Source organism: Saccharopolyspora sp. MMCC62 (assembly GCF_057736575.1).
Map to the genome: position 1 here is coordinate 432,856 of NZ_JBYKCM010000002.1, position 22,531 is coordinate 455,386.

Annotated in this window: 22 protein-coding genes and 1 tRNA gene; 7 read left to right on the plus strand and 16 right to left on the minus strand. The window is 69.0% G+C overall.

Features of this window, described 5'->3' with window-relative positions:
- Positions 1-223: 223 nt before the first annotated feature.
- The gene (locus AC29IT_RS06220) at positions 224-1,324 is read left to right on the plus strand and encodes a globin domain-containing protein (protein WP_488218107.1); all 1,101 of its coding nucleotides are present in this window, start codon (positions 224-226) and stop codon (positions 1,322-1,324) included.
- A gap of 66 nt (positions 1,325-1,390) precedes the next feature.
- On the opposite strand, the gene AC29IT_RS06225 is transcribed toward AC29IT_RS06220, so the two are convergent.
- The 8 genes from AC29IT_RS06225 to AC29IT_RS06260 form a co-directional block, all read right to left on the minus strand.
- A complete protein-coding gene (locus AC29IT_RS06225; RefSeq protein ID WP_358437433.1) occupies positions 1,391-1,852 on the minus strand; it encodes a heat shock protein transcriptional repressor HspR in 462 nt (153 codons plus the stop codon).
- A gap of 2 nt (positions 1,853-1,854) precedes the next feature.
- Positions 1,855-3,069 (minus strand): molecular chaperone DnaJ, encoded by a 1,215-nt coding sequence (gene dnaJ / locus AC29IT_RS06230; protein ID WP_358437430.1) that lies wholly within the window; start codon positions 3,067-3,069, stop codon positions 1,855-1,857.
- A gap of 169 nt (positions 3,070-3,238) precedes the next feature.
- A complete protein-coding gene (gene grpE, locus AC29IT_RS06235) occupies positions 3,239-3,955 on the minus strand; it encodes a nucleotide exchange factor GrpE (RefSeq protein ID WP_358437428.1) in 717 nt (238 codons plus the stop codon).
- Positions 3,952-5,838 (minus strand): molecular chaperone DnaK, encoded by a 1,887-nt coding sequence (gene dnaK / locus AC29IT_RS06240; RefSeq protein ID WP_358437425.1) that lies wholly within the window; start codon positions 5,836-5,838, stop codon positions 3,952-3,954. The genes grpE and dnaK overlap by 4 nt, the downstream gene beginning before the upstream one ends.
- Positions 5,839-6,166: 328 nt before the next feature.
- Complete coding sequence (locus AC29IT_RS06245) at positions 6,167-7,051, minus strand: DUF4097 family beta strand repeat-containing protein (protein WP_358437423.1); 885 nt, start codon at positions 7,049-7,051, stop codon at positions 6,167-6,169.
- Positions 7,052-7,327: 276 nt separating this feature from the next.
- Complete coding sequence (locus AC29IT_RS06250) at positions 7,328-7,912, minus strand: TetR/AcrR family transcriptional regulator (protein ID WP_358437420.1); 585 nt, start codon at positions 7,910-7,912, stop codon at positions 7,328-7,330.
- Positions 7,909-8,232, minus strand: a complete 324-nt coding sequence (locus AC29IT_RS06255) for a DMT family transporter (protein WP_358437417.1) — start codon at positions 8,230-8,232, stop codon at positions 7,909-7,911. Before AC29IT_RS06255 ends, AC29IT_RS06250 begins: the two co-directional genes overlap by 4 nt.
- Before the next feature lie 88 nt (positions 8,233-8,320).
- A complete protein-coding gene (locus tag AC29IT_RS06260; protein WP_488218108.1) occupies positions 8,321-8,794 on the minus strand; it encodes a DUF1707 SHOCT-like domain-containing protein in 474 nt (157 codons plus the stop codon).
- 434 nt (positions 8,795-9,228) lie between these two features.
- On the opposite strand from AC29IT_RS06260, the gene AC29IT_RS06265 reads away from it, so the two are divergent.
- Positions 9,229-11,565: a (Fe-S)-binding protein gene (locus AC29IT_RS06265; RefSeq protein ID WP_488218109.1), complete on the plus strand. Its 2,337-nt coding sequence runs from the start codon at positions 9,229-9,231 to the stop codon at positions 11,563-11,565.
- A 108-nt stretch (positions 11,566-11,673) separates the two neighbouring features.
- On the opposite strand, the gene AC29IT_RS06270 is transcribed toward AC29IT_RS06265, so the two are convergent.
- From AC29IT_RS06270 to AC29IT_RS06280, 3 genes are all read right to left on the minus strand, one after another.
- Positions 11,674-11,913, minus strand: a complete 240-nt coding sequence (locus AC29IT_RS06270) for a hypothetical protein (RefSeq protein WP_358437405.1) — start codon at positions 11,911-11,913, stop codon at positions 11,674-11,676.
- A gap of 364 nt (positions 11,914-12,277) precedes the next feature.
- Positions 12,278-12,544, minus strand: a complete 267-nt coding sequence (locus tag AC29IT_RS06275; protein WP_488218110.1) for a DUF397 domain-containing protein — start codon at positions 12,542-12,544, stop codon at positions 12,278-12,280.
- The gene (locus AC29IT_RS06280; RefSeq protein ID WP_488218111.1) at positions 12,531-13,406 is read right to left on the minus strand and encodes a helix-turn-helix domain-containing protein; all 876 of its coding nucleotides are present in this window, start codon (positions 13,404-13,406) and stop codon (positions 12,531-12,533) included. The genes AC29IT_RS06275 and AC29IT_RS06280 overlap by 14 nt, the downstream gene beginning before the upstream one ends.
- Before the next feature lie 159 nt (positions 13,407-13,565).
- On the opposite strand from AC29IT_RS06280, the gene AC29IT_RS06285 reads away from it, so the two are divergent.
- Positions 13,566-13,784: a hypothetical protein gene (locus tag AC29IT_RS06285; protein ID WP_358437397.1), complete on the plus strand. Its 219-nt coding sequence runs from the start codon at positions 13,566-13,568 to the stop codon at positions 13,782-13,784.
- Positions 13,785-13,988: 204 nt separating this feature from the next.
- On the opposite strand, the gene AC29IT_RS06290 is transcribed toward AC29IT_RS06285, so the two are convergent.
- From AC29IT_RS06290 to dcd, 3 genes are all read right to left on the minus strand, one after another.
- The gene (locus AC29IT_RS06290) at positions 13,989-15,152 is read right to left on the minus strand and encodes an epoxide hydrolase family protein (protein ID WP_488218112.1); all 1,164 of its coding nucleotides are present in this window, start codon (positions 15,150-15,152) and stop codon (positions 13,989-13,991) included.
- 140 nt (positions 15,153-15,292) lie between these two features.
- Positions 15,293-16,699 carry a sugar porter family MFS transporter gene (locus AC29IT_RS06295; protein WP_488218113.1) on the minus strand — a complete coding sequence of 469 codons (1,407 nt, stop codon included), beginning with the start codon at positions 16,697-16,699 and terminating at the stop codon, positions 15,293-15,295.
- Positions 16,700-16,949: 250 nt separating this feature from the next.
- Positions 16,950-17,531 carry a dCTP deaminase gene (gene dcd, locus AC29IT_RS06300; protein ID WP_358437389.1) on the minus strand — a complete coding sequence of 194 codons (582 nt, stop codon included), beginning with the start codon at positions 17,529-17,531 and terminating at the stop codon, positions 16,950-16,952.
- Positions 17,532-17,612: 81 nt separating this feature from the next.
- Here dcd and AC29IT_RS06305 point away from each other — a divergent pair.
- Positions 17,613-17,683, plus strand: a tRNA-Gly gene (locus AC29IT_RS06305).
- A 77-nt stretch (positions 17,684-17,760) separates the two neighbouring features.
- Here AC29IT_RS06305 and AC29IT_RS06310 read toward each other — a convergent pair.
- Complete coding sequence (locus AC29IT_RS06310) at positions 17,761-18,393, minus strand: TetR/AcrR family transcriptional regulator (protein WP_488218114.1); 633 nt, start codon at positions 18,391-18,393, stop codon at positions 17,761-17,763.
- 227 nt (positions 18,394-18,620) lie between these two features.
- On the opposite strand from AC29IT_RS06310, the gene AC29IT_RS06315 reads away from it, so the two are divergent.
- From AC29IT_RS06315 to AC29IT_RS06325, 3 genes are all read left to right on the plus strand, one after another.
- A complete protein-coding gene (locus AC29IT_RS06315) occupies positions 18,621-19,730 on the plus strand; it encodes a DUF262 domain-containing protein (RefSeq protein ID WP_488218115.1) in 1,110 nt (369 codons plus the stop codon).
- Between the two features lie 4 nt (positions 19,731-19,734).
- Positions 19,735-20,415: an MAE_28990/MAE_18760 family HEPN-like nuclease gene (locus AC29IT_RS06320; RefSeq protein WP_488218116.1), complete on the plus strand. Its 681-nt coding sequence runs from the start codon at positions 19,735-19,737 to the stop codon at positions 20,413-20,415.
- Between the two features lie 621 nt (positions 20,416-21,036).
- Positions 21,037-21,753, plus strand: a complete 717-nt coding sequence (locus AC29IT_RS06325) for an alpha/beta fold hydrolase (RefSeq protein ID WP_488218255.1) — start codon at positions 21,037-21,039, stop codon at positions 21,751-21,753.
- A gap of 196 nt (positions 21,754-21,949) precedes the next feature.
- Here AC29IT_RS06325 and AC29IT_RS06330 read toward each other — a convergent pair whose 3' ends face one another.
- Positions 21,950-22,516 carry a flavoprotein gene (locus AC29IT_RS06330; RefSeq protein WP_488218117.1) on the minus strand — a complete coding sequence of 189 codons (567 nt, stop codon included), beginning with the start codon at positions 22,514-22,516 and terminating at the stop codon, positions 21,950-21,952.
- Between the last annotated feature and the right edge of the window lie 15 nt (positions 22,517-22,531).

A 22,531-nucleotide genomic window follows, 5' to 3' on the forward strand; every position in this document is an offset into this window, starting at 1 on the left:
CGACGTTGCGTAGTCGAAACGCCCTCAAACGTGGCATCAATAGTGTGAGGACACGACGAGGCGTTATGGTCCTCGACGTCGGGGGACATCACGCAACGCAGCAGTGTGCACCTGACCGGATGCTCACCGACCTCGTGGAGACCGCGACCGAACCATGCCAGCGAACGCCGTACTGAGCCCGGGCCCCCGTCCCAACCGGCCGACGCCGGAACGCGCGAGCCAGATGGTCCACCTGATCCGGGAGAGCTGGGCAGGCATCGACGCCCGCTCCGACGAGGTCGCCAGGTTCTTCTACGCCATGCTGTTCAGCATCGCGCCGAACACCCGCGAACTGTTCTCCGCCAACATGGAGACCGTTCGCGACCGGCTGATGCGGGCGCTGGTGCACATCATCCAGATGATCGACCGGCCCGACGACCTGCTGCCGTTCCTGCACCAGCTCGGCCGGGACCACCGCAAGTTCGGCGTCGTCTCCCAGCACTACGAAGCGGTCGGCACCGCGCTGCTCGCCGCGATCAAGAAGCACTCCGGCCCCGCCTGGACCCAGGAGGTCGAACGCGCCTGGGCCGAGGCCTACACCGTGATGGCCACCGCGATGATCAGCGCGGCCAACGAGGACGACGGGCCGGCCTGGTACGACGGCGAGGTCATCGGCCACACCCGGATCAACCGCGAACTCGCCGTCATCCGGGTCGAGACCGACCACCCCGTGCCCTACCACCCCGGCCAGTACGTGAGCGTCGAAGTGCCGCAGCGGCCGCGGCTGTGGCGCTACCTGAGCCCGGCGAACATGCCCGGCGACGACGGCGTCCTCGAATTCCACGTGCGCGCCGTCGACGGCGGCTGGGTCAGCCGCGCGCTCGTCGGGCACGCCCAACGCGGCGACCGGTGGCGGATCGGTTCGCCGATGGGCCAGCTGCACGTGGACCGGGAGAGCGAGCGGGACGTGCTGATGATCGCGGGCGGCACCGGGCTCGCCCCGATGCGCGCGATCGTCGAGGACCTCGCCCAGTACGGCGAGAACCCGCAGGTCCGGCTGTACTACGGCGGCCGCACCCGGGACGACCTCTACGACCTGGCGAACCTGCAGCGGGTGGCGATGACCAACCCGTGGTTCACCGTCGTCCCGGTGCTGGAGCACGACCCGGGCGCGATCGGCGCCGAACAGGGCACGCTGGCCGACGCGGTCGCCCGCTACGACTGGTCGCAGCACGAGGTGCTGCTCAGCGGTTCCCCGTCGATGGTCCGCGCCACGGTGTCGAAGCTACTGGTCACCGGTGTTCCGCTGGACCAGATCCACTACGACCCGTTCTCGCTGGACTGACCGCCCCCGCACGCGCGAACGCCCCGGACCGGGAGCGGTTCGGGGCGTTCGAAGGACTGGCGCGGCCTACCGGCGCGAATCCGGTTTCCAGACGACCAGGGCGGTCTCCTGGTGCACGGGCACGAGGTCCCGGCGGTAGGAGGCGTGCACCTGCGCGGCGGTCTGCTCGGCCGCGGCGTGCGCGGCGGTGAGTTCCTCCAGCAGGCCCTGCACCTTGTCCCGCAGGGCGTCCACCTCGTTCTCCAGCTCGATGATCCGCTTCACGCCCGCGAGGTTGACGCCCTCTTCCTGGGACAGCCGCTGCACCTCGCGCAGCAGGGCGATGTCCCGCGTCGAGTAGCGCCGCCCGCCCGCCGGGGTTCGACCCGGCGAGACCAGGCCGAGCCGGTCGTAGCTGCGCAGCGTCTGGGCGTGCAGCCCGGAGAGCTCCGCGGCCACCGAGATCACGAACATCGGCGTGTCCTCGTTGGCCCCTGGCGGGAATCCGATCGTCACGTTCAGCCGCGCGCCCCGTGGACCGTCACCCATGACTACCTCCCGAGCAGCTCGTCCCACTCCGCACGCGGATCGTGCTCCGCCGTGGCCTCCGCGTAGGACCGCAGAGCGTCGGCCGCCGCGTCGTCCAAGCTGGACGGCACCGCGACCTGCAGCGTGACCAGCAGGTCACCGCTGCCGCCCGCCTTCCGGCCGACTCCCTTGCCGCGCACCCGCAGGGTCCGGCCGCTGGCCGTGCCCGGCTGGACCTTCAGCGAGACCTTCCCGTCGAGCGTCGGCACGGTCAACGTAGTTCCCAGCGCCAGCTCGGGGAAGGTCACCGGGCACGTCACGGTGAGATCATCACCGGATCGTCCGAACACCCGGTGCGCGTTGACGTGCACGACGACGAACAGGTCGCCCGCCGCCGCGCCGTTGCGCCCCGGTTCGCCCTGACCGGCGAGCCGGATCCGCTGGCCGTCGTTCACCCCGGACGGGATGCGCACGGTCAGGGTGCGGGTGCGGGTCGCGACCCCCTCGCCCCGGCAGTCCGGGCACGGGTCGTCGATGATCTGCCCGCGGCCGCGGCAGTCCGGGCAGGGCTCGCTGAACGCGAAGGCGCCCTGGTTCCGGGTCACCAGGCCCGCACCGGAGCAGGTGCTGCAGGTGCGCGCCCGAGTTCCCGGCTTCGCGCCGGCCCCGTGGCAGGTCAGGCAGGTCGCCGGGCTGGACAGCCGCAGCGGCACGGTCGCACCGCGCACCGCCTCGGCGAAGTCGATGCGGACCTCGGTCTCCACGTCGGAGCCGCGCTGCGGTCTGCTGGCGCTCGCGGCACCACCGCGGCGACCGGCGCCGCCGCCGCCGAACAGCCCGCCGAACAGGTCGCCGAGCCCGCCGGCACCACCGCCACCGCCGCCGGGTCGCGGTCCGGCGCCGCCGCCGAACAGGTCGCCCAGGTCGAATCCGCCCGCGCCACCGGCTCCCGCACCGCCGCCGAAACCGCCGAAGCCGCCTTGGCCGCCGCCGAAACCGCTGCCGAACAGGCGGCGCGCCTCGTCGTACTGCTTGCGCTTCTCCGGGTCGGACAGGACGCCGTACGCCTCGGAGACCGCTTTGAACTTGGATTCGGCCGCGCTGTTGCCGGGGTTGGCGTCGGGGTGGTTCTCCCGCGCCAACTTCCGGTAGGCCTTCTTGATCTCGTCAGCACTCGCGTCGGACGAGACGCCCAGCTCGCCGTAGAAATCCTTGTCGAGCCATTCCCTGGCACTCACCGGGCGCCCCTCCTTCCACTTCGCTGTCGCATCGGGCCGGTCTGGGCCGGCGTGGTCGTCGCCATCGGCGCGAACCCGACCCCGCCCGGCCGCGCGGGCCAGGCGAGGCCACGCGGGACGCGGCCTCCCGTATCGGTCGTGCCGCGTTCCGCCGAGCGGGGTCGTGGTCTCACTGTGCCGTGTCCTCGCCGGTCTCGGCACCGCTCTCCGGTGGTGCCGCCGCTTCCGGCTCGTGGTCGGTGACGGCGACCATCGCGGGCCGCAGCACCCGGTCGCCGAACCGGTAGCCACGCCGCATGACGGTCGTGACGGTCGGTCCGGACACCTCCGAGGAAGTGGTGTGCTGCACGGCCTCGTGCACCGACGGGTCGAACTCGTCGCCCTCGGCGCCGAAGGCCACCAGGCCCGCGTTGGTCAGCGAACCGACGAGCTTGTCGGCCACCGACTTGAACGCGCCGGTGAGGTCGCCGTGCGAGTCGGCCCGCTCCAGGTCGTCGAGCACGGTGAGCAGGTCACCGGCCACCGACGCCTTGGCCGCGTTGACCACCGATTCGCGGTCGCGCTCGGTGCGCCTGCGGTAGTTGGCGTACTCGGCGGTGACCCGCTTGAGGTCCTCGGTGAGCTCGTCGACCTGCTTGCGCAGCTCGGCGTCCGCACCGCCGGCCTCGGGCTCCTCGGACGTCGCCTCGGCGGCGCCCTCGTTCACCTTGGCCAGTTCCTCGTCCAGCGTGCCGGACATGCTCTCCGTCACCTGCCCCTGCTCGGTGGCGGCCCGGGGTTCACCGGTCTGCGGATCGATCCGCCTGCGGTCCCGGACCACCACCGGCTCCTGTTCGTCCTGCGCCGGCTGCTGCCGGTCGGAGTCGCTCGAGCTCTCGGAGGTCACTTCTTCTTCTTTTCGTCCTCGTCGTCCACGATCTCGGCGTCCACCACGTCCTCGGCACCACCGCTGGTCGCACCGGCACCGGCGGTCGCACCCGCCGCGTCACCGGCCGCCCCGGCCGCACCGGCGGCGGCAGCGTCGGCACCGGCGTCGGCGTAGAGGGCCTGGCCCAGCGCCTGGGACTCGGTGGCGAGCTTCTCGACCCCGGTCTTGATGGCGGCGACGTCCTCGCCCTTCAGGGCTTCCTTGACCTCGTCGACGGCCGCCTTGACCTTGGTCTTGGTCTCCTCGGGCAGCTTCTCGTCGTTGTCGGTGAGGACCTTGTCCGTCTGGTAGACGAGGGTCTCCGCCTGGTTGCGGGCCTCCGCCTCCTCGCGGCGGTTCTTGTCCTCCTCGGCGTGCGCCTCGGCGTCGGAGACCATCCGGTCGATGTCCTCCTTCGGCAGCGCGGAGCCGCCGGTGATGGTCATCGACTGCTCCTTGCCGGTGCCGAGGTCCTTCGCGTTGACGTGCACGATGCCGTTGGCGTCGATGTCGAAGGAGACCTCGATCTGCGGCACGCCCCGCGGCGACGGCGGCAGCCCGGTGAGCTCGAACATGCCGAGCTTCTTGTTGTGCGCCGCGATCTCGCGCTCGCCCTGGAAGACCTGGATCTGCACCGACGGCTGGTTGTCGTCCGCCGTCGTGAACGTCTCCGAGCGCTTGGTCGGGATCGTGGTGTTGCGCTCGATCAGCTTGGTCATGATGCCGCCCTTGGTCTCGATGCCCAGGGACAGCGGGGTGACGTCCAGCAGCAGGACGTCCTTGACCTCGCCGCGCAGCACACCGGCCTGCAGGGCGGCGCCGACGGCGACGACCTCGTCCGGGTTCACGCCCTTGTTCGGTTCGCGACCACCGGTGAGCTCCTTGACGAGCTCGGTGACCGCGGGCATCCGGGTGGAACCACCGACGAGGACCACGTGGTCGACGTCGGCGACCTTCACGCCCGCGTCGCGCACCACGGCCTCGAACGGCTTGCGGGTGCGCTCCAGCAGGTCGGAGGTGATGCGCTGGAACTCCGCACGGCTCAGGGTCTCGTCGAGGAACATCGGGTTCTTCTCGGAGTCCACCGTGATGTACGGCAGGTTGATGTTGGCCGTGGAAGAGCTGGACAGCTCGATCTTGGCCTTCTCCGCGGCTTCCTTGATCCGCTGCAAGGCCATCTTGTCCTTGGTCAGATCGATGCCGTTGGAGGTCTTGAACTTCTCGACCAGCCAGTCGACGATGCGCTCGTCCCAGTCGTCGCCACCGAGGTGGTTGTCACCGCTGGTCGCGCGGACCTCGACGACGCCCTCGCCGATCTCCAGCAGGGACACGTCGAACGTGCCGCCACCGAGGTCGAAGACGAGGATCGTCTGCTCCTTCTCGCCCTTGTCGAGGCCGTAGGCCAGCGCAGCGGCCGTCGGCTCGTTGACGATGCGCAGCACGTTGAGGCCCGCGATCTGGCCGGCCTCCTTGGTGGCCTGCCGCTGGGCGTCCTCGAAGTAGGCGGGGACGGTGATCACCGCGTCGGTGACGTCGTCGCCCAGGTAGGCCTCGGCGTCGCGCTTGAGCTTCATCAGCACTCGCGCGCTGATCTCCTGCGGCGTGTACGCCTTGTCGTCGATCTCCGTCTTCCAGTCGGTGCCCATGTGGCGCTTGACCGACCGGATGGTGCGGTCCACGTTCGTGACCGCCTGGTTCTTCGCTGGCTGACCCGTGAGGATCTCGCCGTTCTTCGCGAAGGCGACGATGGACGGCGTCGTCCGCGAGCCCTCGGAGTTGGCGATGACCGTCGATTCACCGCCTTCGAGGACGGAAACGACGGAGTTGGTCGTCCCCAGGTCGATGCCGACCGCTCGCGCCATGGATGGTTCCTCCTGCTTCCCTGATCTTGCGCCCCGGACCGGGTAGTCCGTTGAGCCTTGCCGACTCAAGTTTTACCCCCGGCCCGCTCCGGTCGTCAAACCGGGTTGAGCGCAGTCCGCTCAATGTTTCTGCCTGGACAACGCCTGAGCTGCGGCGGAAGTTCCCGGCGGGCCGCCGAGATCCGGGTCACGCCCCCTCGCCCGCGGCCGAGCCCCTCCGGTGATGAGCCGAGACCACTCCGGTGATGAGCCGGGACCATTCCGTCCGGCGGCCGGGACTCCTTCGTTCGGCGGCCGGGACCGGAGTCGGCGCGGCGGAGGCCCGCCGTCAACCGGCGGAGACGCGGACCGAACCGGTCCCGGAGCGCAGTTCGAGCCGCCGCGGCGAGCCCGGATCGGTGGGCACCTCGACATCCGCCGAACCGAGCCCCGCGCGCGCGTCGACCCGGTACGCGCCGTCCGGCACCTCCAGTTCGACGGTGCCGGTCCCGGTCTCGGCCCGCACCGCGCGCGGCGCGGTCAGCTCGAGGTCGATGGAGCCGGTCCGCGCGTCGGCCACCACGGTCCCGCCGGCGAGCCCCTCGCCGTCGATCCGACCGGTCCCGGTGGACACCTCGACGTCGCCGCCGAGCTCGTGCAGCTCGATGCCGCCCGCGCCGCTGCGCACCCGCACCGGGCCGGGCACGCCGGAGATCCGCACTTCGCCCGCGCCCGCCTCGACCTGCGCGGCGGCCATGCCGTCGACCTCCACCGCGCCCGCCGCGCCGGTGCCGTCGACCGGGACGGCCGCGGGGAGGTCCACCTCGTAGTCGACCGAGCAGTCGTCCGGGCAGCCCGGCAGCACGAGCACGCCGTCCTCGACGCGGTGCAGCGGCTCGGCGCCCGCGGGCCGGTCGCGGGACCGTTCGCGCACCTCGCCGCGCCCGCCGGCCACGTGCCGGACCACCACGTCGCCGTCGGTGCGGTCGAGGTGCACGGCGGTGATGCCGGGCAGCTCGGCGATGACCTCGGACCGCTCGCCGCGGTCGCCGTCGCCCCGGTCGCCCCCGTCGCCCCGGTCGCCGTCGCCTTGGTGGACGTGCACGCCGCCCCAGTTCACCTCGCCGCCGTGCCCGCTCCAGCCGCCGGTCCGCTCGACCCGGTCGCAGCCGATGACCAGCCCGGCCACCAGCAGGCAGGCCGCTCCGGCGGCCGCGAGACCCGTTCGCACCATGCACCTCCCGCTCCGCCCGCACGGTAACGACCGCGGGCCGTCCCCGGACGGGCGATCGCCGAGGTGTCGCCCGGTCAGCGGACGCGACCGACGTCAGCGGTGGCCGGGACCAGGGGCGGTCGAGGGCGGCGGCGATCAGGACCAGGGGATCCGGACCGAGTGCGACCGGGCTCGGCAGCTGTCGGAGCCGACGGCGGTCAGGACCGACGGCGATCGGGGCGAGGGATCGGGACCAGCAGCGACCGGAACCGGCGACCGGCGTCGGAGCGACCGGGTTCAGCGCACCTCGGCGCCCAGTGGCCGGAGCAGGAAGCGCAGCACCGGCTCGAAGTCCGCGGCGCCGGGCGGCTCGTCGGCGATCAGCGCCTGCATCAGCAGCCCGTCCACCGCCGCGAAGAACGCCGTGACCAGCTCCGGAGGCACGTCGAGCCGCCGGTCGGCCTGCCCGGCGGCGACCTCGATCCACCGGCGGGCGGCCGGGCGCAGCGCGGGCCTGCGGGCGGCGAGCAGGTACAGCTCGTACTCGGCGATGGTCCGCGCCCGCCTGCCGTCGACCAGCAGCGCGAGGTTCTCCGCGATGGTCCGCGCCCACGCGCCCGCGTCCGGCGGGGTGCGGGCGCGCATCCGGCCGATGTCGGCGACGAGCAGGTCGACGCTCTCCAGCAGCGTCGCGACCAGCAGTTCGTCGATCCCGGCGAAGTAGTAGGAGATGGAGGCCGCCGGGACGCCCGCCTCGCGGGCGATGGCGCGGTGGCTGGTCCCCGCGATGCCGTCGCGTTCGACGACCCGGAGGGTGGCGTCGAGGATGGCGCGCCTGCGGCGTTCGCCCTTGGCGCGGCGGCCGTCGGTCTCGGCGGTCAATGCGCGCCGCCCAGCTCCAGCGCCAGCACCCCGCCGATGATCAGCGCGAGCCCGCCGAGCTGCACCGCGGTGATGCTCTCGCCGAGGAAGGCGACGCCGATGAGCGCGATCAGCGCGACGCCCGCGCCGGACCAGATCGCGTACACCACGCCGACCGGCAGCCCCGCCTTGAGCACCAACCCGAGCGCGGCGAACGCGGCGCCGTAGCCGAGCACGACCAGCACCGAGGGCAGCGGCTTGCTGAACCCCTCGGAGAACTTCAGCGAGACGGTGCCGATCACTTCGGAGCAGATCGCCAACGCCAGCAGCAGGTACGCCACCCGGTCCCCCCTCGGAGAAAGCTGAACAGATGCCCTAGTTCTTTCTCCGGCAGGTTACGCCCGCTCCGGCCGTCCGCGGCAGGTCCGTTCAGCGCTCCGACCGGCGCGCGTCCGGCTCGTCGCCGTCCTCGTCGCCGGAGCCGCCGTCCTCGTCGGAGTCCTCGTCGTCCTTCCCGAACAACGCCTGCGAGACGAGCGCGATGGCCCAGATGCCCAGCGGGAAGATCGGGAAGAAGAAGATCGGCCCGCCGCCGGCCAGCGAGATCACGAGCCAGATCCCGACCAGCAGGACCGCGGTCCGCCCCCAGTCCCGCCACTCCTTGGAGATCGGCGGCACGCGGAACCGCTTGGCCGGTGGCGCGGCGGCGGGCTCGGCGGCGGGCAGGTCCGCGGTGAGCGGCACCAGATCGGCCCTGGTGACGGCCGCGTAGGCGTCGCGTACCCGCTCGTCGTACTCGGCGAGGCCCAGCCGGCCCTCGTCGAAGGCCGCCCGCAGCCGCTCGGCGACCTGGTCGCGGTCGGCGTCGGACACGCGCAGGGCGGGGTACTCGGCGTCGTCCATCGTGTTCCCCCACGGCTCGATGACGTCGCGACGTCCGATCGCCGCTCGTCCGAGAGCTCTCAGGCTACGCGGCGGCGGACGTCCGGGAGCTCGTGTCGATCGAACGCCGGCCGGTTCGGGAGTAAGTGGTGAACGTCGCACTCGTCCGCATCGGGCGTCGTGCGGCGGGGTCCGCGGCGCGGCGGTGGCGCCGATGCGACCCGGGATGGTGCACTCAGCAGCGAGAACGCGGCACTCGGTGCCGTTACGCCGTGGCCGCCACCACGGCGAACATCCCCCCGAGCGCAAAGCTGCACGATCGCCCAACTAGTTTTTCGGCAGGGGGTTGCGCAGAATCACCCCGTTCCCACCACGCCGGAGCCCCGCTGGTTACCGATCGGTAATAAGGCGTACGCTCCTCAAACGGACAACCCCCGAACATGGAGGCCGCGAGCATGGGTGCTCTGCAGCTGGTCCTGGGCCTGATCTGCCTGGCCGTGACGGCCGTCGCGGTGGTCATGGTCGTCAAGACCGTGCGGCGGATGATCTCGTCCATTCGCCTCGGACAACCGGACCCGACCAGGCGCGGCCCGTTCGGGGCGAGGTTCGGCAACATGGTCAAGGAGATCTTGGGCCACACCAAGATGCTCAAGTTCGGCCACGTCGGCGTCGCGCACTGGTTCGTGATGGTCGGCTTCGGCGGCCTGAGCCTGAGCGTGCTGGAGGCCTACTTCGAGGTCTTCGTGCCGACCTTCGAGACCCCGCTGCTGAGCTGGTTCGGCCCGTGGAACCTGATCGTCGAACTGCTGGGCATCACCACGGTGCTCGGCGGGTTCTGGCTGATCGGGGTGCGCCAGCTGAACCACCCGCGGCGCGCGGACCGGGTGTCCCGGTTCGAGGGCTCCAACTTCGGGCAGGCCTACTTCGTCGAGGCCGTCGTGGTCCTCGAAGGCTTCGGGATCATGGGCCTGCGGGCGTTCAAGCAGGCCTCCGGGCTGTTCGAGGCGCCGTTCTGGTCCTCGCCGCTGACCTACGCGCTCGGCGGCATCCTCCCGTCCAGCACCGCCGCGATCTCGATCTTCGCCGGCTTCAAGATCCTGTCCGCGATGATCTGGGTGATCGTGATCGCCTCGAACATCACGATGGGCGTGGCCTGGCACCGCTTCACCGCGTTCTTCAACATCTACTTCAAGCGCGAGGTCGGCGACGGCCGGGCGCTGGGCGCGCTGCAGCCGATGATGTCCGGCGGCAAGGAGCTCGACTTCGAAGAGGCCGACCCCGACGAGGACGTGTTCGGCGTCGGCAAGGTCGAGGACTTCAAGTGGAAGGGCTGGCTGGACTTCACGACCTGCACCGAGTGCGGTCGCTGCCAGTCCCAGTGCCCCGCCTGGAACACCGCGAAGCCGCTGTCGCCGAAGCTGCTGATCACCTCGCTGCGCGACCACGCCTACGCCAAGGCCCCGTACCTGCTCGCCGGTGGCAGCAAGGACATGGCCGGGGACGAGGTCGGCATCACCGGTGACGGCGCCGAGGAGAAGCTCGCGGGCATCAACGCGCTCGCGCTGGCCGAGGCGGAGCGCCCGCTGGTCGGCGGCCCCGAGGAGATGGGCGTCATCGACCCCGAGGTGCTGTGGGCCTGCACCTCCTGCGGCGCCTGCGTCGAGCAGTGCCCGGTGGACATCGAGCACGTCGACCACATCGTCGACATGCGCCGCTACCAGGTGCTGATCGAGTCGAACTTCCCCACCGAGCTCGGCGGGATGTTCAAGAACCTGGAGAACAAGGGCAACCCGTGGGGCCAGAACTCCAAGGACCGGCTGAACTGGACCGAGGACCTGGACTTCGAGGTGCCGGTCTTCGACGGTGAGCTCGCCGATGACACCGAGTACGTGTTCTGGGTCGGCTGCGCCGGCGCCTTCGAGGACCGCGCCAAGAAGACCACCCGCGCCGTCGCCGAACTGCTGCACATGGCCGGGGTGAAGTACACCGTGCTCGGCGGCGAGGAGACCTGCACCGGCGACCCGGCGCGGCGCGCGGGCAACGAGTTCCTGTTCCAGATGCTCGCCCAGCAGAACGTCGAGGTGCTGAACTCGGTGTTCGAGGGCCGCGAGCCCGGCAAGCGCAAGATCGTCGCGACCTGCGCGCACTGCTTCAACAGCCTCGCCAACGAGTACTCGCAGCTCGGCGGGAACTTCGAGGTCGTGCACCACACCCAGCTGCTGAACAAGCTGGTGCGGGAGAAGCGCCTCGTCCCGGTCGCCCCGGTCGCCGAGGACGTCACCTACCACGACCCCTGCTACCTGGGCCGCCACAACAAGGTCTACACGCCGCCGCGCGACCTGGTCGGGGCCTCCGGCGCGAACTTCCGCGAAATGCCGCGGCACGGCGACCGCTCGATGTGCTGCGGCGCTGGCGGCGCCCGCATGTGGATGGAGGAGAAGACCGGCAAGCGCATCAACGTGGAGCGCGTCGACGAGGCGCTGGGCACCGCGCCCCAGAAGATCGCCACCGGCTGCCCGTTCTGCCGCGTGATGCTCAACGACGGTCTCACCGCCCGCCAGAACGAAGGGGCGGCTTCGGAGAGCGTCGAGATCATCGACGTCGCGCAGCTGCTGCTCTCCTCGGTCAAGCGCGGCGGCGACGGCGCCTCCGCCCCGGTCGCCGACGACCCCGCGGAGACCGGCGGCGCGGAGACCGGCGGCGAAGCCGAAGCCAACGGCAAGGCCGACGTCCCCACCGACGCCGAACCGACCGGCACCCCCCTCCCGGACCAGGACAAGTCCGAGAACTGACCCGCACCGAGCAGAAGGGGCAGGCCCGTGGCGGGCCTGCCCCTTCTCCGTTCGGTCCGACCCCGGTGAGGTGGCGGGGTCCGCGACCGGATCTCGCGGTGCGCGAGGTCAGCCGGCGATCTTCCCGGCGACGAAGTCGCTCACCGGCATGCCCTTGTGCCAGCCGGCCTTGCTGCTGTCATTGCCCGCACCGTTGCCGTTCACCCCGCTGTGGTGCACTCCCACGTTGGTGCCGTCCTGGTTGTTGGTGACGTACCCGTCGGCGAGCGCCGCGGGGGCGGCGAGGGCGCTCAGGCCGAGCATGATTCCGGCGGTGGCTGCGGTCTTCGCGAACTTCGAGAGCTGCATGACTACCTCTCCGTCGTCCTGTGGGTGTGGCGCCGAGCTGTGTCGATCGCCGATTTCAGTCCTACGGGGTGAAGGTCGACTCAGCGCGCTCCACCTCGATCTGCCACCCGACCCGGTGGTCCTAATCGCGAGAACGGGGATACTTCCGAACCGCCGAGCACGCGCGGTGACCAGCATTCGTTCCCAGGTTCGAGTGCTCGGCTCGACAACGCTTGCGGGATCGAGCCGAGGTCGTGTCGCTGCGCTCGGGCGACGCTGGATGCCAGGTGCACGCCAAGGCGCCGCCGTTCGAGGCCGAGGTCCCGTTCCCGTTGTCCTTCGACCCGGCTGGTTGGTGGAGGACTGATCCCGCGAGGCGGCGGGCTCAGTGCGGCAAGCGCCGGAGGAACGCACTCCACGCCTTCGCGGAGAAGGCGAGGGCGGGGCCGGCGGGCTCCTTCGAGTCCCGCACCGCCACCGCAGGCCCGGCGAAGGCGACCTCGACGCAGTTGTTCCCAGTACCACCACCAGAGCGGCTGCTCTTTCGCCAAATTGCCTGCGTGGAAGCGACTTCGACGCACGCGTTTCCTGAGCCATTTCCGCTGCGGCTGCTCTTCCGCCAGGAGACTGCCGTCAGATCAATCGAGTACATCTGGCCTCGCTTCGTTCGAGTCACCCAAGAACGCGTCAGCAGCTCGTCCGATCAACTCCCTGGATGCTTCGGCTGAGAGCGCTCCGGCGGACAGCTGATCGAACACGAGTCCAGCTTCTCTGACCTCAGTCTCCTTTTCAACGTGCACAGCACCGGCCGCATAGGCGACGAACAGCACGTCGCAGTCCTGTGGGTCGGGGAAAACGAGGAGGGTGAAGGCCCCTTCCATCCCAGCGTGCGGCCTGTCGCTTTGCGCGAGGATTCGAACGTCGACCGAGTCGGTGCGATCGATCAGGTCCACCACGTGCTTGAGCTGCTCACCCATCACCTGAGCCCCGCCGATCGGCCTCCGCAACGCCGCTTCGTCCACGAGAGCGGTGAGCGACACCGGAAAGTCGTCGTCGTCCAGCCGTTGCTGCCGGATCAACCGCACCGCGATGTCGTCCTCCGTGCAGCGCTTCGCCTGGTCACGCCGCTGGGAAACGAAGATCGCCCGCATGTAGTCCTCGGTTTGGAGGAGGCCGGGGATGTACATGAGGGAGAGCTCGCGGACGTGCGACGCCTCGGTCTCTAAGTCGACATAGCCACGATCTTCCACTCCGTACGCCCGCCACCAGCCCTTCTGCTTGGCGGCACGGGCGAGTTCGAGGACATCGGGGTCGTAGCCGTCGTAGAGGTCCATCATCGAGCGCACCTCGTGCACGGTGGCCGCGGTTTCGCCGGTCTCCTTGCGGCTCAACGCGCTCTTGGACATGTCCAGCTCGATCGCGGCCCGGTCCTGGGTCATCCCGGCCTGCTCGCGCAGCCGCTTGATGGTGCGCGCGAGCCGTCGCCGGCGGAACGTGGGACTGGTGCGGGCCACCGGACCTCCCGGGCGGGCTTCGATGCCGCCACCATGATCGCAGCGGGATTCCGGCAGCGGGATTCCCGAATCCGGTGATCCACACCTGCGCACCGGAGGCACGCGAGTCCCGTGTGGACAGTGGTTCCCGAGTTGTCCGCTGATCGGGAGGAGCACCCCATGGCACGCGCGAAGTTGTTCGGCCTGGCCGAGATCGACCCCGACACCGAGGAACCCGACCCCGAGCAGGTCCACTTCTGGGGCATGGAACTGCCGGACGGCCACGCCGTCCTCTACTTGCGCGCGGGCGGCAAGAGCCGGGTCGCCACCTTCGGCTCGGCGCGCCGCGCCGCCCAACGCTTCGGCCCGCTCTACGACCTCGCCCTCGTCTACCTCTGAACCCACCCCACCCGCACCGCTCCCGAGTGAACGGACCGTTTGCCCAATCCCACTGGACGAACGGTCCGTTCACTCGCTTATCGGCGTCGCTTCGCCCTCAGCGCGGCGAGAGCGGTTGGAGTGAACGGACCGTTCGCCCAATCCCGTTGGACGAACGGTCCGTTCACTCGGCGGCAGCAGGCTCGTGTCGGGCGGGCGGGGCGGTCAGCGGGGCAGGGAGGTGAAGAACTCGCGGACGTCGGCCGTGAACAGGTCCGGGACTTCGGCGGCGGGGAAGGTGCCGCCGCGGTCGTGCTCGGTCCAGCGCACGATGTTGTTGAGGCGTTCCGCGAACGGGCGCACGGGGGCGAGCACGTCCTTCGGGAACACCGCGACGCCGTGCGGGACGCGGCCGACCTCCAGCGCGTCCAGCGCGCCTTCGGCTTCGGCGTGCTCGGCGCTGTCGGGGGTCTCGACGAAGGACCGCGCCGCCGAGTGCGCGGTGCCGGTCAGCCAGTACAGCATCACCGTGGTCAGCATCCGGTCGACGCCGAGCGCCTCGTCGGGGGACTCGACGCAGTCGGTCCACTCCTTGAGCACGCCGACGATCCACGCCAGCTGCCCCACCGGCGAGTCCGCCAGCGAGAAGGCGAGCGCCGCCGGTTTGGTGGACTGGATCAGCTTGTAGCCGTACAGCTCGGAGGTGTACCGCTGCCACGACGCCATCCGCGCGTGGTCGGCTTCGGTGAGCTCGTCCATCTCGCCGGGCGCGCCGGTGGGGAAGGTGATCATCCCGTTGGTGTGCACGCCGACGACCCGGTCCGGGGCGCGCAGCGCGACCTCGCGGGAGATCCAGGTCCCCCAGTCGCCGCCCTGCACCCCGTAGCGCCGGTAGCCGAGGCGGTGCATCAGCTCGATCCACGCCCGCGCGATGCGCTCCGCTCCCCAGCCGAACTCGGTGGTGGGCCCGGAGAACCCGTAGCCGGGCGGGGATGGGATGACCAGGTGGAAGGCCTGCGCCGGGTCGCCGCCGTGCGCGCGCGGATCGGTGAGCGGGCCGATCACGTCGAGGTACTCGGCGATCGAGCTGGGCCAGCCGTGCGTGAGCAGCAGCGGCAGCGCGTCCGGCTCGGGGGAGCGGACGTGCAGGAAGTGCACGCGCTGCCCGTCGATCTCGGTGGTGGCCTGCGGGTGCGCGTTGAGCAGCGCCTCCTGGGCGCGCCAGTCGTAGCGGTGCCGCCAGTGCTCGACGAGCTCGCGCAGGTAGGCGACGGGCGGCCCGTGGCGCCAGCCGGTGCCCGCGACCTCGTCCGGCCAGCGGACGTGCGCCAGCCTGCGGTCGAGATCGTCGAGCTCCTCCTGCGGAACCTGGATGCGGAACGTCTCCACCAGCGCCTCCCCATTTGCGTACTCTGTACGGTACACAGTACGCGAACACTGCGGGCGTCGACCGGTGAAGATCTCGGGATGGGAACGCGAAAAGGCGCCCCGGGAACACCCGGGGCGCCTTCGACGGTGGAGGGGAGCGGTCAGCTGCCCATCTCCTCCAGGGAACGGCCGTTCGTCTCCTTGAGGTAGCGGAGCACGAACACCAGCGAGATCAGCGCGAACGCCGCGTACATGAAGTACGTCGCGGGCAGGTTCCAGTCCCGCAGGCTCGGGAAGCTCACCGTGACCAGCCAGTTCGCCACCCAGTTCGCCATGGTGCCGACAGCCAGCGCGGCGGCGCGGATGCGCGGCGGGAACATCTCGCCGAGCAGCACCCACAGCACCACGCCCCACGAGGCGGCGAAGAACAGCACGAACGCGCTCGCCGAGATCAGCGCGACCACGCCCCAGCTCGACGGCAGCACCGCGTCCTCGCCGACGACCTGCGCGAAGCTGAACGCCCAACCGGTGACCGCCAGCGAGATCGCCATTCCGATGGAACCGATGACCAGCAGCGGCTTCCGGCCGATCTTGTCGACCAGCGCGATGGCGATGAACGTGCCGATGATGTTCACGATCGAGGTGAACAGGCTCAGCAGCAGCGAGCTGCTCTCCTCGATGCCGACGGACTGCCACAGCGACGAGGAGTAGTAGAAGATCACGTTAATGCCGACGAACTGCTGCAGCGCGGCGATCGCCATGCCGACCCACACGATCGGCAGCACGCCGAACCCGCCGCGCAGGTCCGAGAACCGCGGCTTGCGCTCGCCGAGCACCCGGCGGATCTCGGAGATCTTCCCGTCCACGTCACCGGGCTCGATCTTGGCGAGGACCTCGCGGGCCTTGTCGTCGCGGCCTTCGGCCACCAGGTAGCGCGGCGACTCCGGGATCATCGAGGCCAGCACCAGGTACACCAGCGCGGGCACCGCCGCGACGCCGAGCATCCACTGCCAGGCCTGCAGCGGCCCCAGCTCGTTGGAGGCGCTGCCACCGGCGGCCTCCGCCAGCCCGTAGTTGACCAGCTGGGACAGCGCGATGCCGAGCACGATCGCCAACTGCTGCAACGAGGTCAACCGCCCGCGGTACGCGGCGGGCGCGACCTCCGCGATGTAGGCGGGCGCGATCACCGACGCGATGCCGATGGCGATGCCGCCGACGATCCGCCAGATCGCCAGGTCCCAGATGGCGAAGGGCACGGCCGAGGCGATCGCGCTGATCACGAACAGCACCGCCGCGATCTGCATGACCCGGATGCGACCGATCCGGTCGGCCAGCCCACCGGCGATGCCCGCGCCGACCGCCGACCCCAGCAGCGCCGAGGAGACGACCAGCCCCGTCATCGCGGAACCGACCTGGAAGTAGCCCTGGATGGCGTCGACCCCACCGTTGATCACGGAAGTGTCGTAGCCGAAGAGGAATCCGCCGAGCGCCGCCGCGCTCGCGATCATCACGACGTGCCCCAGGTGCCCGGTCGAGGCACCGGGGTCGCGCGACTGCGTAACCGACATCGAGTTCTCCTGTGCCCGCTCGCCGGTCTGCCTCGCTGCACACCTGGGGAGAGCGCCGGGCTCTGGGGACTTTAGGGTCTGAACCACCCTTTTTCTTCCTCGATTCAGGGTGAGGATGCTCACCGTGGCGACTGAATCGGTCCCGTGGTAATTACGTGCGCACGCAACGTTGCCGGACAGGTGCTCCCACCTGGAACAACAGGACATTCCACCCGGATTTTCGAGGCGGGCGGGCGGCTCGGCCGGAGGCTCAGCGGCGGGTGTCGACCCGCTGGAAGTTCAGGTGCGCGCGCGACGGCGTCGGCCCCCGCTGCCCCTGGTACCGGGAGCCCGCGCGCGTCGTGCCGTACGGGTGCTCGGCGGGGCTGGAGAGCCGGAACAGGCACAGCTGCCCGATCTTCATGCCCGGCCACAGCGTGATCGGCAGGTTCGCCACGTTCGACAGTTCGAGGGTGATGTGCCCGGTGAACCCGGGGTCGATGAACCCGGCGGTGGAGTGCGTGAGCAGCCCGAGCCGTCCCAGCGAGGACTTGCCCTCCAACCGGCCGGCCAGGTCGTCCGGCAGCCGCACCCCTTCGAAGGTGGAGCCGAGCACGAACTCGCCCGGGTGCAGCACGAACGGATCTTCGCCGGTGACCTCGACCGGCGAGGTCAGCTCGTCCTGCTGCTGCGAGGGATCGATGTGGGTGTACTTCGAGTTGTCGAAGACCCGGAAGAAGCGGTCCAACCGCACGTCGATGCTGGACGGCTGGATCATGGCGACGTCGAACGGATCGAGTTCGAGTCGTCCTTCGTCCAGCTCTTTACGCAGGTCCCGGTCACTCAGCAGCACAGGGGCAAGCGTATCCGGCGGACCCCTGGCGATCTTCGGCCGCCCGCCGTGCTAGAGTTGGCCGCGCCGGAGACGGCGAGTGCGGATGTAGTTCAATGGTAGAACATCAGCTTCCCAAGCTGAATACGCGGGTTCGATTCCCGTCATCCGCTCTCTTCCACGAAGGCCCAGCTCAGCGGCAGGATTTCCCCGCCGAGCCTGGGCCTTCGCCGTTTCCGGAGGACGGGGCTCAGCGCCCCTCCTGATCCGCGCGGCCGGCGGGTTTCGGGGCCAGGACCTGGCGCCAGTAGCCGGTGACGCTGCGCCGCACCTGGTCGACGTCGACACCGCGACGGTCCAGCAGCAGCTGCAGCGCGATCCCGCGCAGCTGCCCGACCACGGCGATCGCGACGTCCTCGGGTTCCAAGCCGGAGTCGACGACGCCGTCCGCGATGCCCGCCGCGACGTCGTCGCGCAGGTCGGCGCGGAAGGCGGCATCGCGCTCGCGGAAGACCGGGGCCAAGTCGGGCTGCGTGGCGGCCTCGACCCACAGCAGTATGAAGGCCTGGTTGGACACGTCGAGGCGAGCGAGTCCGCCGAGGTAGTCGTCGATCAGCCGCAGGACGCGGTCCGGTCCGGGCGGCAGGTCGTCGCGGCCGGACACGAACGCGGCCTGCGTGGCCCGCGCGAGGCGCTCCACCAGCGCCTGCTTGCCACCGAAGTGGTGCGTGACGATGCCGCGGCTGTAGCCGGCGCGTTCCCCGACTCGCGCCAGGGTGAGCGAACGGACCCCCTGCTCGACGACCAGTTCGGCGGCGGCCGTCAGCAGTGCGCTCTCGGCCTGGTCTCGGCGTTCCTGCTGGGTGCGGCGGGTCGTGGCCATGCACCGGAGCCTAGTGCGAACTTGCGTGTTGCTCAACAAGCTTGTGCTACGTTGATGCGTGTCAGACAACAAGTAACTGAGAGGTGGCTCCGTGCCGCGCACTCCGCTCGTCCTCGTCCACGGCAACCCCGAGACGGCGACCATCTGGGGACCGCTCATCAGGGGTTCGTGGGACGCGGCGAGCGCCCCTACAGAAACAGGGCCTGGGACACGGTACCGTGTGACCCATGTCGCTAGAAGCGGAACTTCAAAAATATCGGCGACAGCTTGCAACGGATGCGTACCCGATGTCCATTGGCGAGCTGAGCAATCTCTATAGGGATAACGAACTTGACATTCACCCCGAGTTTCAGCGAATTTTCAGATGGACAGATGCCCAAAAGACAAGGTTGATCGAAAGCATCCTCCTCGGGATCCCATTGCCGAGCATCTTCGTGGCCCAGAATGAGCAAGGCATTTGGGATGTTGTCGATGGCGTTCAGCGACTCTCCACGATTTTCCAATTCATGGGAATACTTCGCAACGAGTCAGGAGAATTGATATCTCCGCTTGTCTGCAAGGAAGCGCCCTTCCTTAAAGCCATGAATGGAATGAGCTACGAGCCGCGAGAGGTTGCAACAACGACGCTGGATAGTGCGCAGCGTCTTGACTTCAAGCGCGCTCGGGTCGATGTGAAGATTATCAAGCGAGAGAGTGACCCGCGCGCGAAGTACGACCTATTTCAGCGCCTCAATTCTTACGGCAGCCTCGCCACCCAGCAGGAGTTGCGGAACTGTCTGCTTGTCAGCTTGAGTAAGGCGCATTATGAATGGCTTAGCATTTTGGCCAATGAGACGACCTTCCTCGAGGCGATTGAGCTTCCGGATCGACTCGTAGACGAGAGCTATCATCACGAGCTTGCGCTCAGATTTGTCTGCCTTCGCCAACTTCCCGAAGAAGAGCTCCCGAAAATCGGAAATATTGGTGAGTACCTGACGAATTTTGTCTTGCCATTCTCGCAGAAAAGCACTGCTGATCTTGAGCGCGAACGCGACATCTTCCTCCGTACGTTCTCTGTTTTGGGCAAGGCCAAAGGTGGGGCGATCCTGAAGAAATGGAGCGTGAGCAACGAACGAGCGAGCGGCCCATTCTCGCTCACGGCTTTCGAGGCACTCGCTCTAGGCGTTGGATTTTACGACGCCGATCCTCGAATTACGTCGGAAGTAGTTAACGAACGTCGATTGTCCCTGTGGTCGAATCCTGCTTACCAGGCGGGTTTCGCCACGGGAATGCGAGCTGATACGCGGATGCGCCAGACTATCCCTACAGGTCGCCAGCTCTTCTCTCCGGAGCTGTAACTAGATGGATAGCGATGCATTCGCAGACAAACTACAGCGAAGTATATCAAAGAGAAAGCAGGAGCTTGCCCGAATCAAGTTTTCCATCGACGGCACCGGGCAAGGATCCGGCAACCTCGGATGGCAAATTCGCGCAGCCGCTGTTATTTCTTATTCACACTGGGAGGGATTCGTTAAGGATTCCAGCAAGGCATACATAGAATTTATTAATTCACAGGGATTGCAGACAAGGCTGCTCCATTACGGCCTGCAGGCAGCGTGTTGTTCATCCCATATGCGCCAGGTGGGCGCCAGTCGAAAGCTGAGCTTCCTCGGAGAGAGACTTGCCGATATGGACACTAAGAGGTCCGAGGTCTTCTCAGTTAACCCAAATAAGATAGTCGAGACGGAAAGCAATCTATCGTCGACAGTCTTTCGTGAGCTGATTGATCGGCTGGGTTTAAGTTATTTAGGGATCTACGATACTCGAATCCAGTTCATCGACGAGAAGCTTGTTCACGGCAAGAATCAAGTCGCACACGGCGAACTTGTCGAGTTCGAGTTCGATCCGGAGACTGCTTACGAGCGAATCGATGGGACGCTACTACTATTGAATACATACTCAGATCAATTGCTCGATGCAGTGCAGTTCAAGCGATACTTGCTACCCAGCGAAAATCCCAAAACAAAGGGGAGTCTATTTTAGGGGATCGCGATCGTCGACGATACATACCGCAACCCCACCCTTGGATACGTATTCAAATCTCGGAGCTTCGCTCCGAAGCGCGTGTCGCGGCAGAGCAGGGGACGAGGTGTCTTCGTCCGCCGGTCTGTGCAGGTACGACACCTCGCCTCCAACCGCTTCACCCGCTGTCACCGGGAGGTCCATCCGGCGCAGAAGCTGAGGAGACCGGATCCGCGCCACGCGTTGACCAACTGGAGGTCTCCACCGCTGCGGCGCCTGCGCGATCCACGACCGGCTGTGGCTCGGCGGCGGTGAAGACGTTGTCATCGCTCCCGCCGTTTCCTTACCGACGGGCAGCCCGTCCAGACTGCGGGGTTGTACCGGCTGACCTCGATCGTGGCCGGGTCCCCCGATCGGCGACTGAGGCACCGGCCCGAGCGGAATCTATGCTCGGTTGGAAGAGCTGCGGTACGAGTTGGACCACTTCACTGAGGGACCTGGCGTGGAGCGGGGCCATGCGCAACCGAGTCGACCTGCCGTTCTACCGTGCCGTTCTGGGGCCTCAGGGCGATGCGGAGCACGCGGGCCTGATGATATGGACGCCCTGCTGCTGACAGCCGAGGAGACGCCAAGCTGCTCCCCATCGGACGCTGCAAGCTCGATCGGCCCGACGCCGTGACCCTGTCCCCGCCCGGGTTCGGCGTGCCCAGGCCCCGCGGCTTCGAGCCGTCGATGCCGGCCTACCGGGACTGGCTGGCGTCCCAGCTGGAGCTGTTCCGCGCTCCGGTGGACCTGGTGGGCCACGACTGGGGCGGCATCCACGTCGCCGCGCTGGCGATGAGCCGTCCGGATCTGATCCGCAGCTGGGCCTCCGACGCGCTCGGCGTGTTCGCGCCCGACTACGACTGGCACCCGCGGGCGCAGGTGTGGCAGCAGGAGGGGCCGGGGGAAGCCTCGGTGCAGGAGTTGTGGGGAGGTGACCTGGAACAGCGCCTCGCGGTGGCGTCGGCCCTCGGCATGACCGGCCGCATGGCGGAGCGGGTCGCGGCGGGCATGGACCCCGAGATGGGTGGCTCCGTCCTCAAGCTGCTGCGGTCGGCACGACAGCCCGCGATGTCCGAAGCAGGACGGCTGCTGCCGAGCGCCGCAGCACGCCCGGGGCTCGCTCTCCTCGCCGTCGACGACTTCGAGCGGGCCAGCGGGACGCTGGTGCAGCACGAGTGGGCGGCGCGGCGAGCGGGCGCGCGGCCGGCGCACCTCGAGGGCGTGGGCCACTGGTGGCCCGAGGAGACGCCGGCGCCGGTCGCCGCGGCTCTGACGAAGTTCTGGGCAGAGCTGCCGGAACCCGCGCAGACCTAGTCCGGCAGCGCCCCGGGCGGGACGAACGGCAACGGCGCGCGCCGTGCCCAGGTTCCCGTTCGGCACCCGGCTGCGCGGGTTCGATACCCGGCATCCGATCTCCGCCACGAAGGCCCGGTTCACCGATGTCCACATCGGAGCTGGGCCTTCGTCGCGCGCTCCCCCGATCAGCGGATCGGGAACGGCCGCCACCGCGTCAGGACCGGGGCGGGACGAGGCGGTCGAGTTCGTCGAGGACGCGCTGCCACGGGACCTGCTGGCCGAGTCCGCTGCGCGGTTCGTGCGCCGCCCACCACCGCTCGCCGGTGAGCAGGTGCACGCCCGCGTCCTGCAGCGCCGAGGTGTGCCACTTCCACGCCGGATGGCGGTGGTGCGCGGCGTTCACCGTGGGGAACACGACGACCGGCGCCGTGCCCGCGCCGACCGCCTCGACCGCGGTGGTCAGCGCCTGGCTGTCGCCGAGGCCGAGCGCGAGCTTGCTGACCGTGTTCGCCGTCGCCGGGCACACCAGGAAGCAGTCGATCGGCGGGTGCGGGCTCGGTTCGGACGGCATCCGGGACGCCACCCGGCACGGCAGGCCGGTGAGCTCCGCGATCCGGTCCAGTTCCCCGGAAGCCGCGAGCCACGCGCCCGCGGTCGGGGTGAGCGTCACCGCGACCCGCCAGCCGCGGGACAGCGCGGGTTCGACCAGCTCGGCGCGGATGTGCTCCACCCCGCCCGCGGCCGAGCCGATCAGGGCCAGGGTGCGCGTCGTGTCGATCATGCCGCCATCATCGCC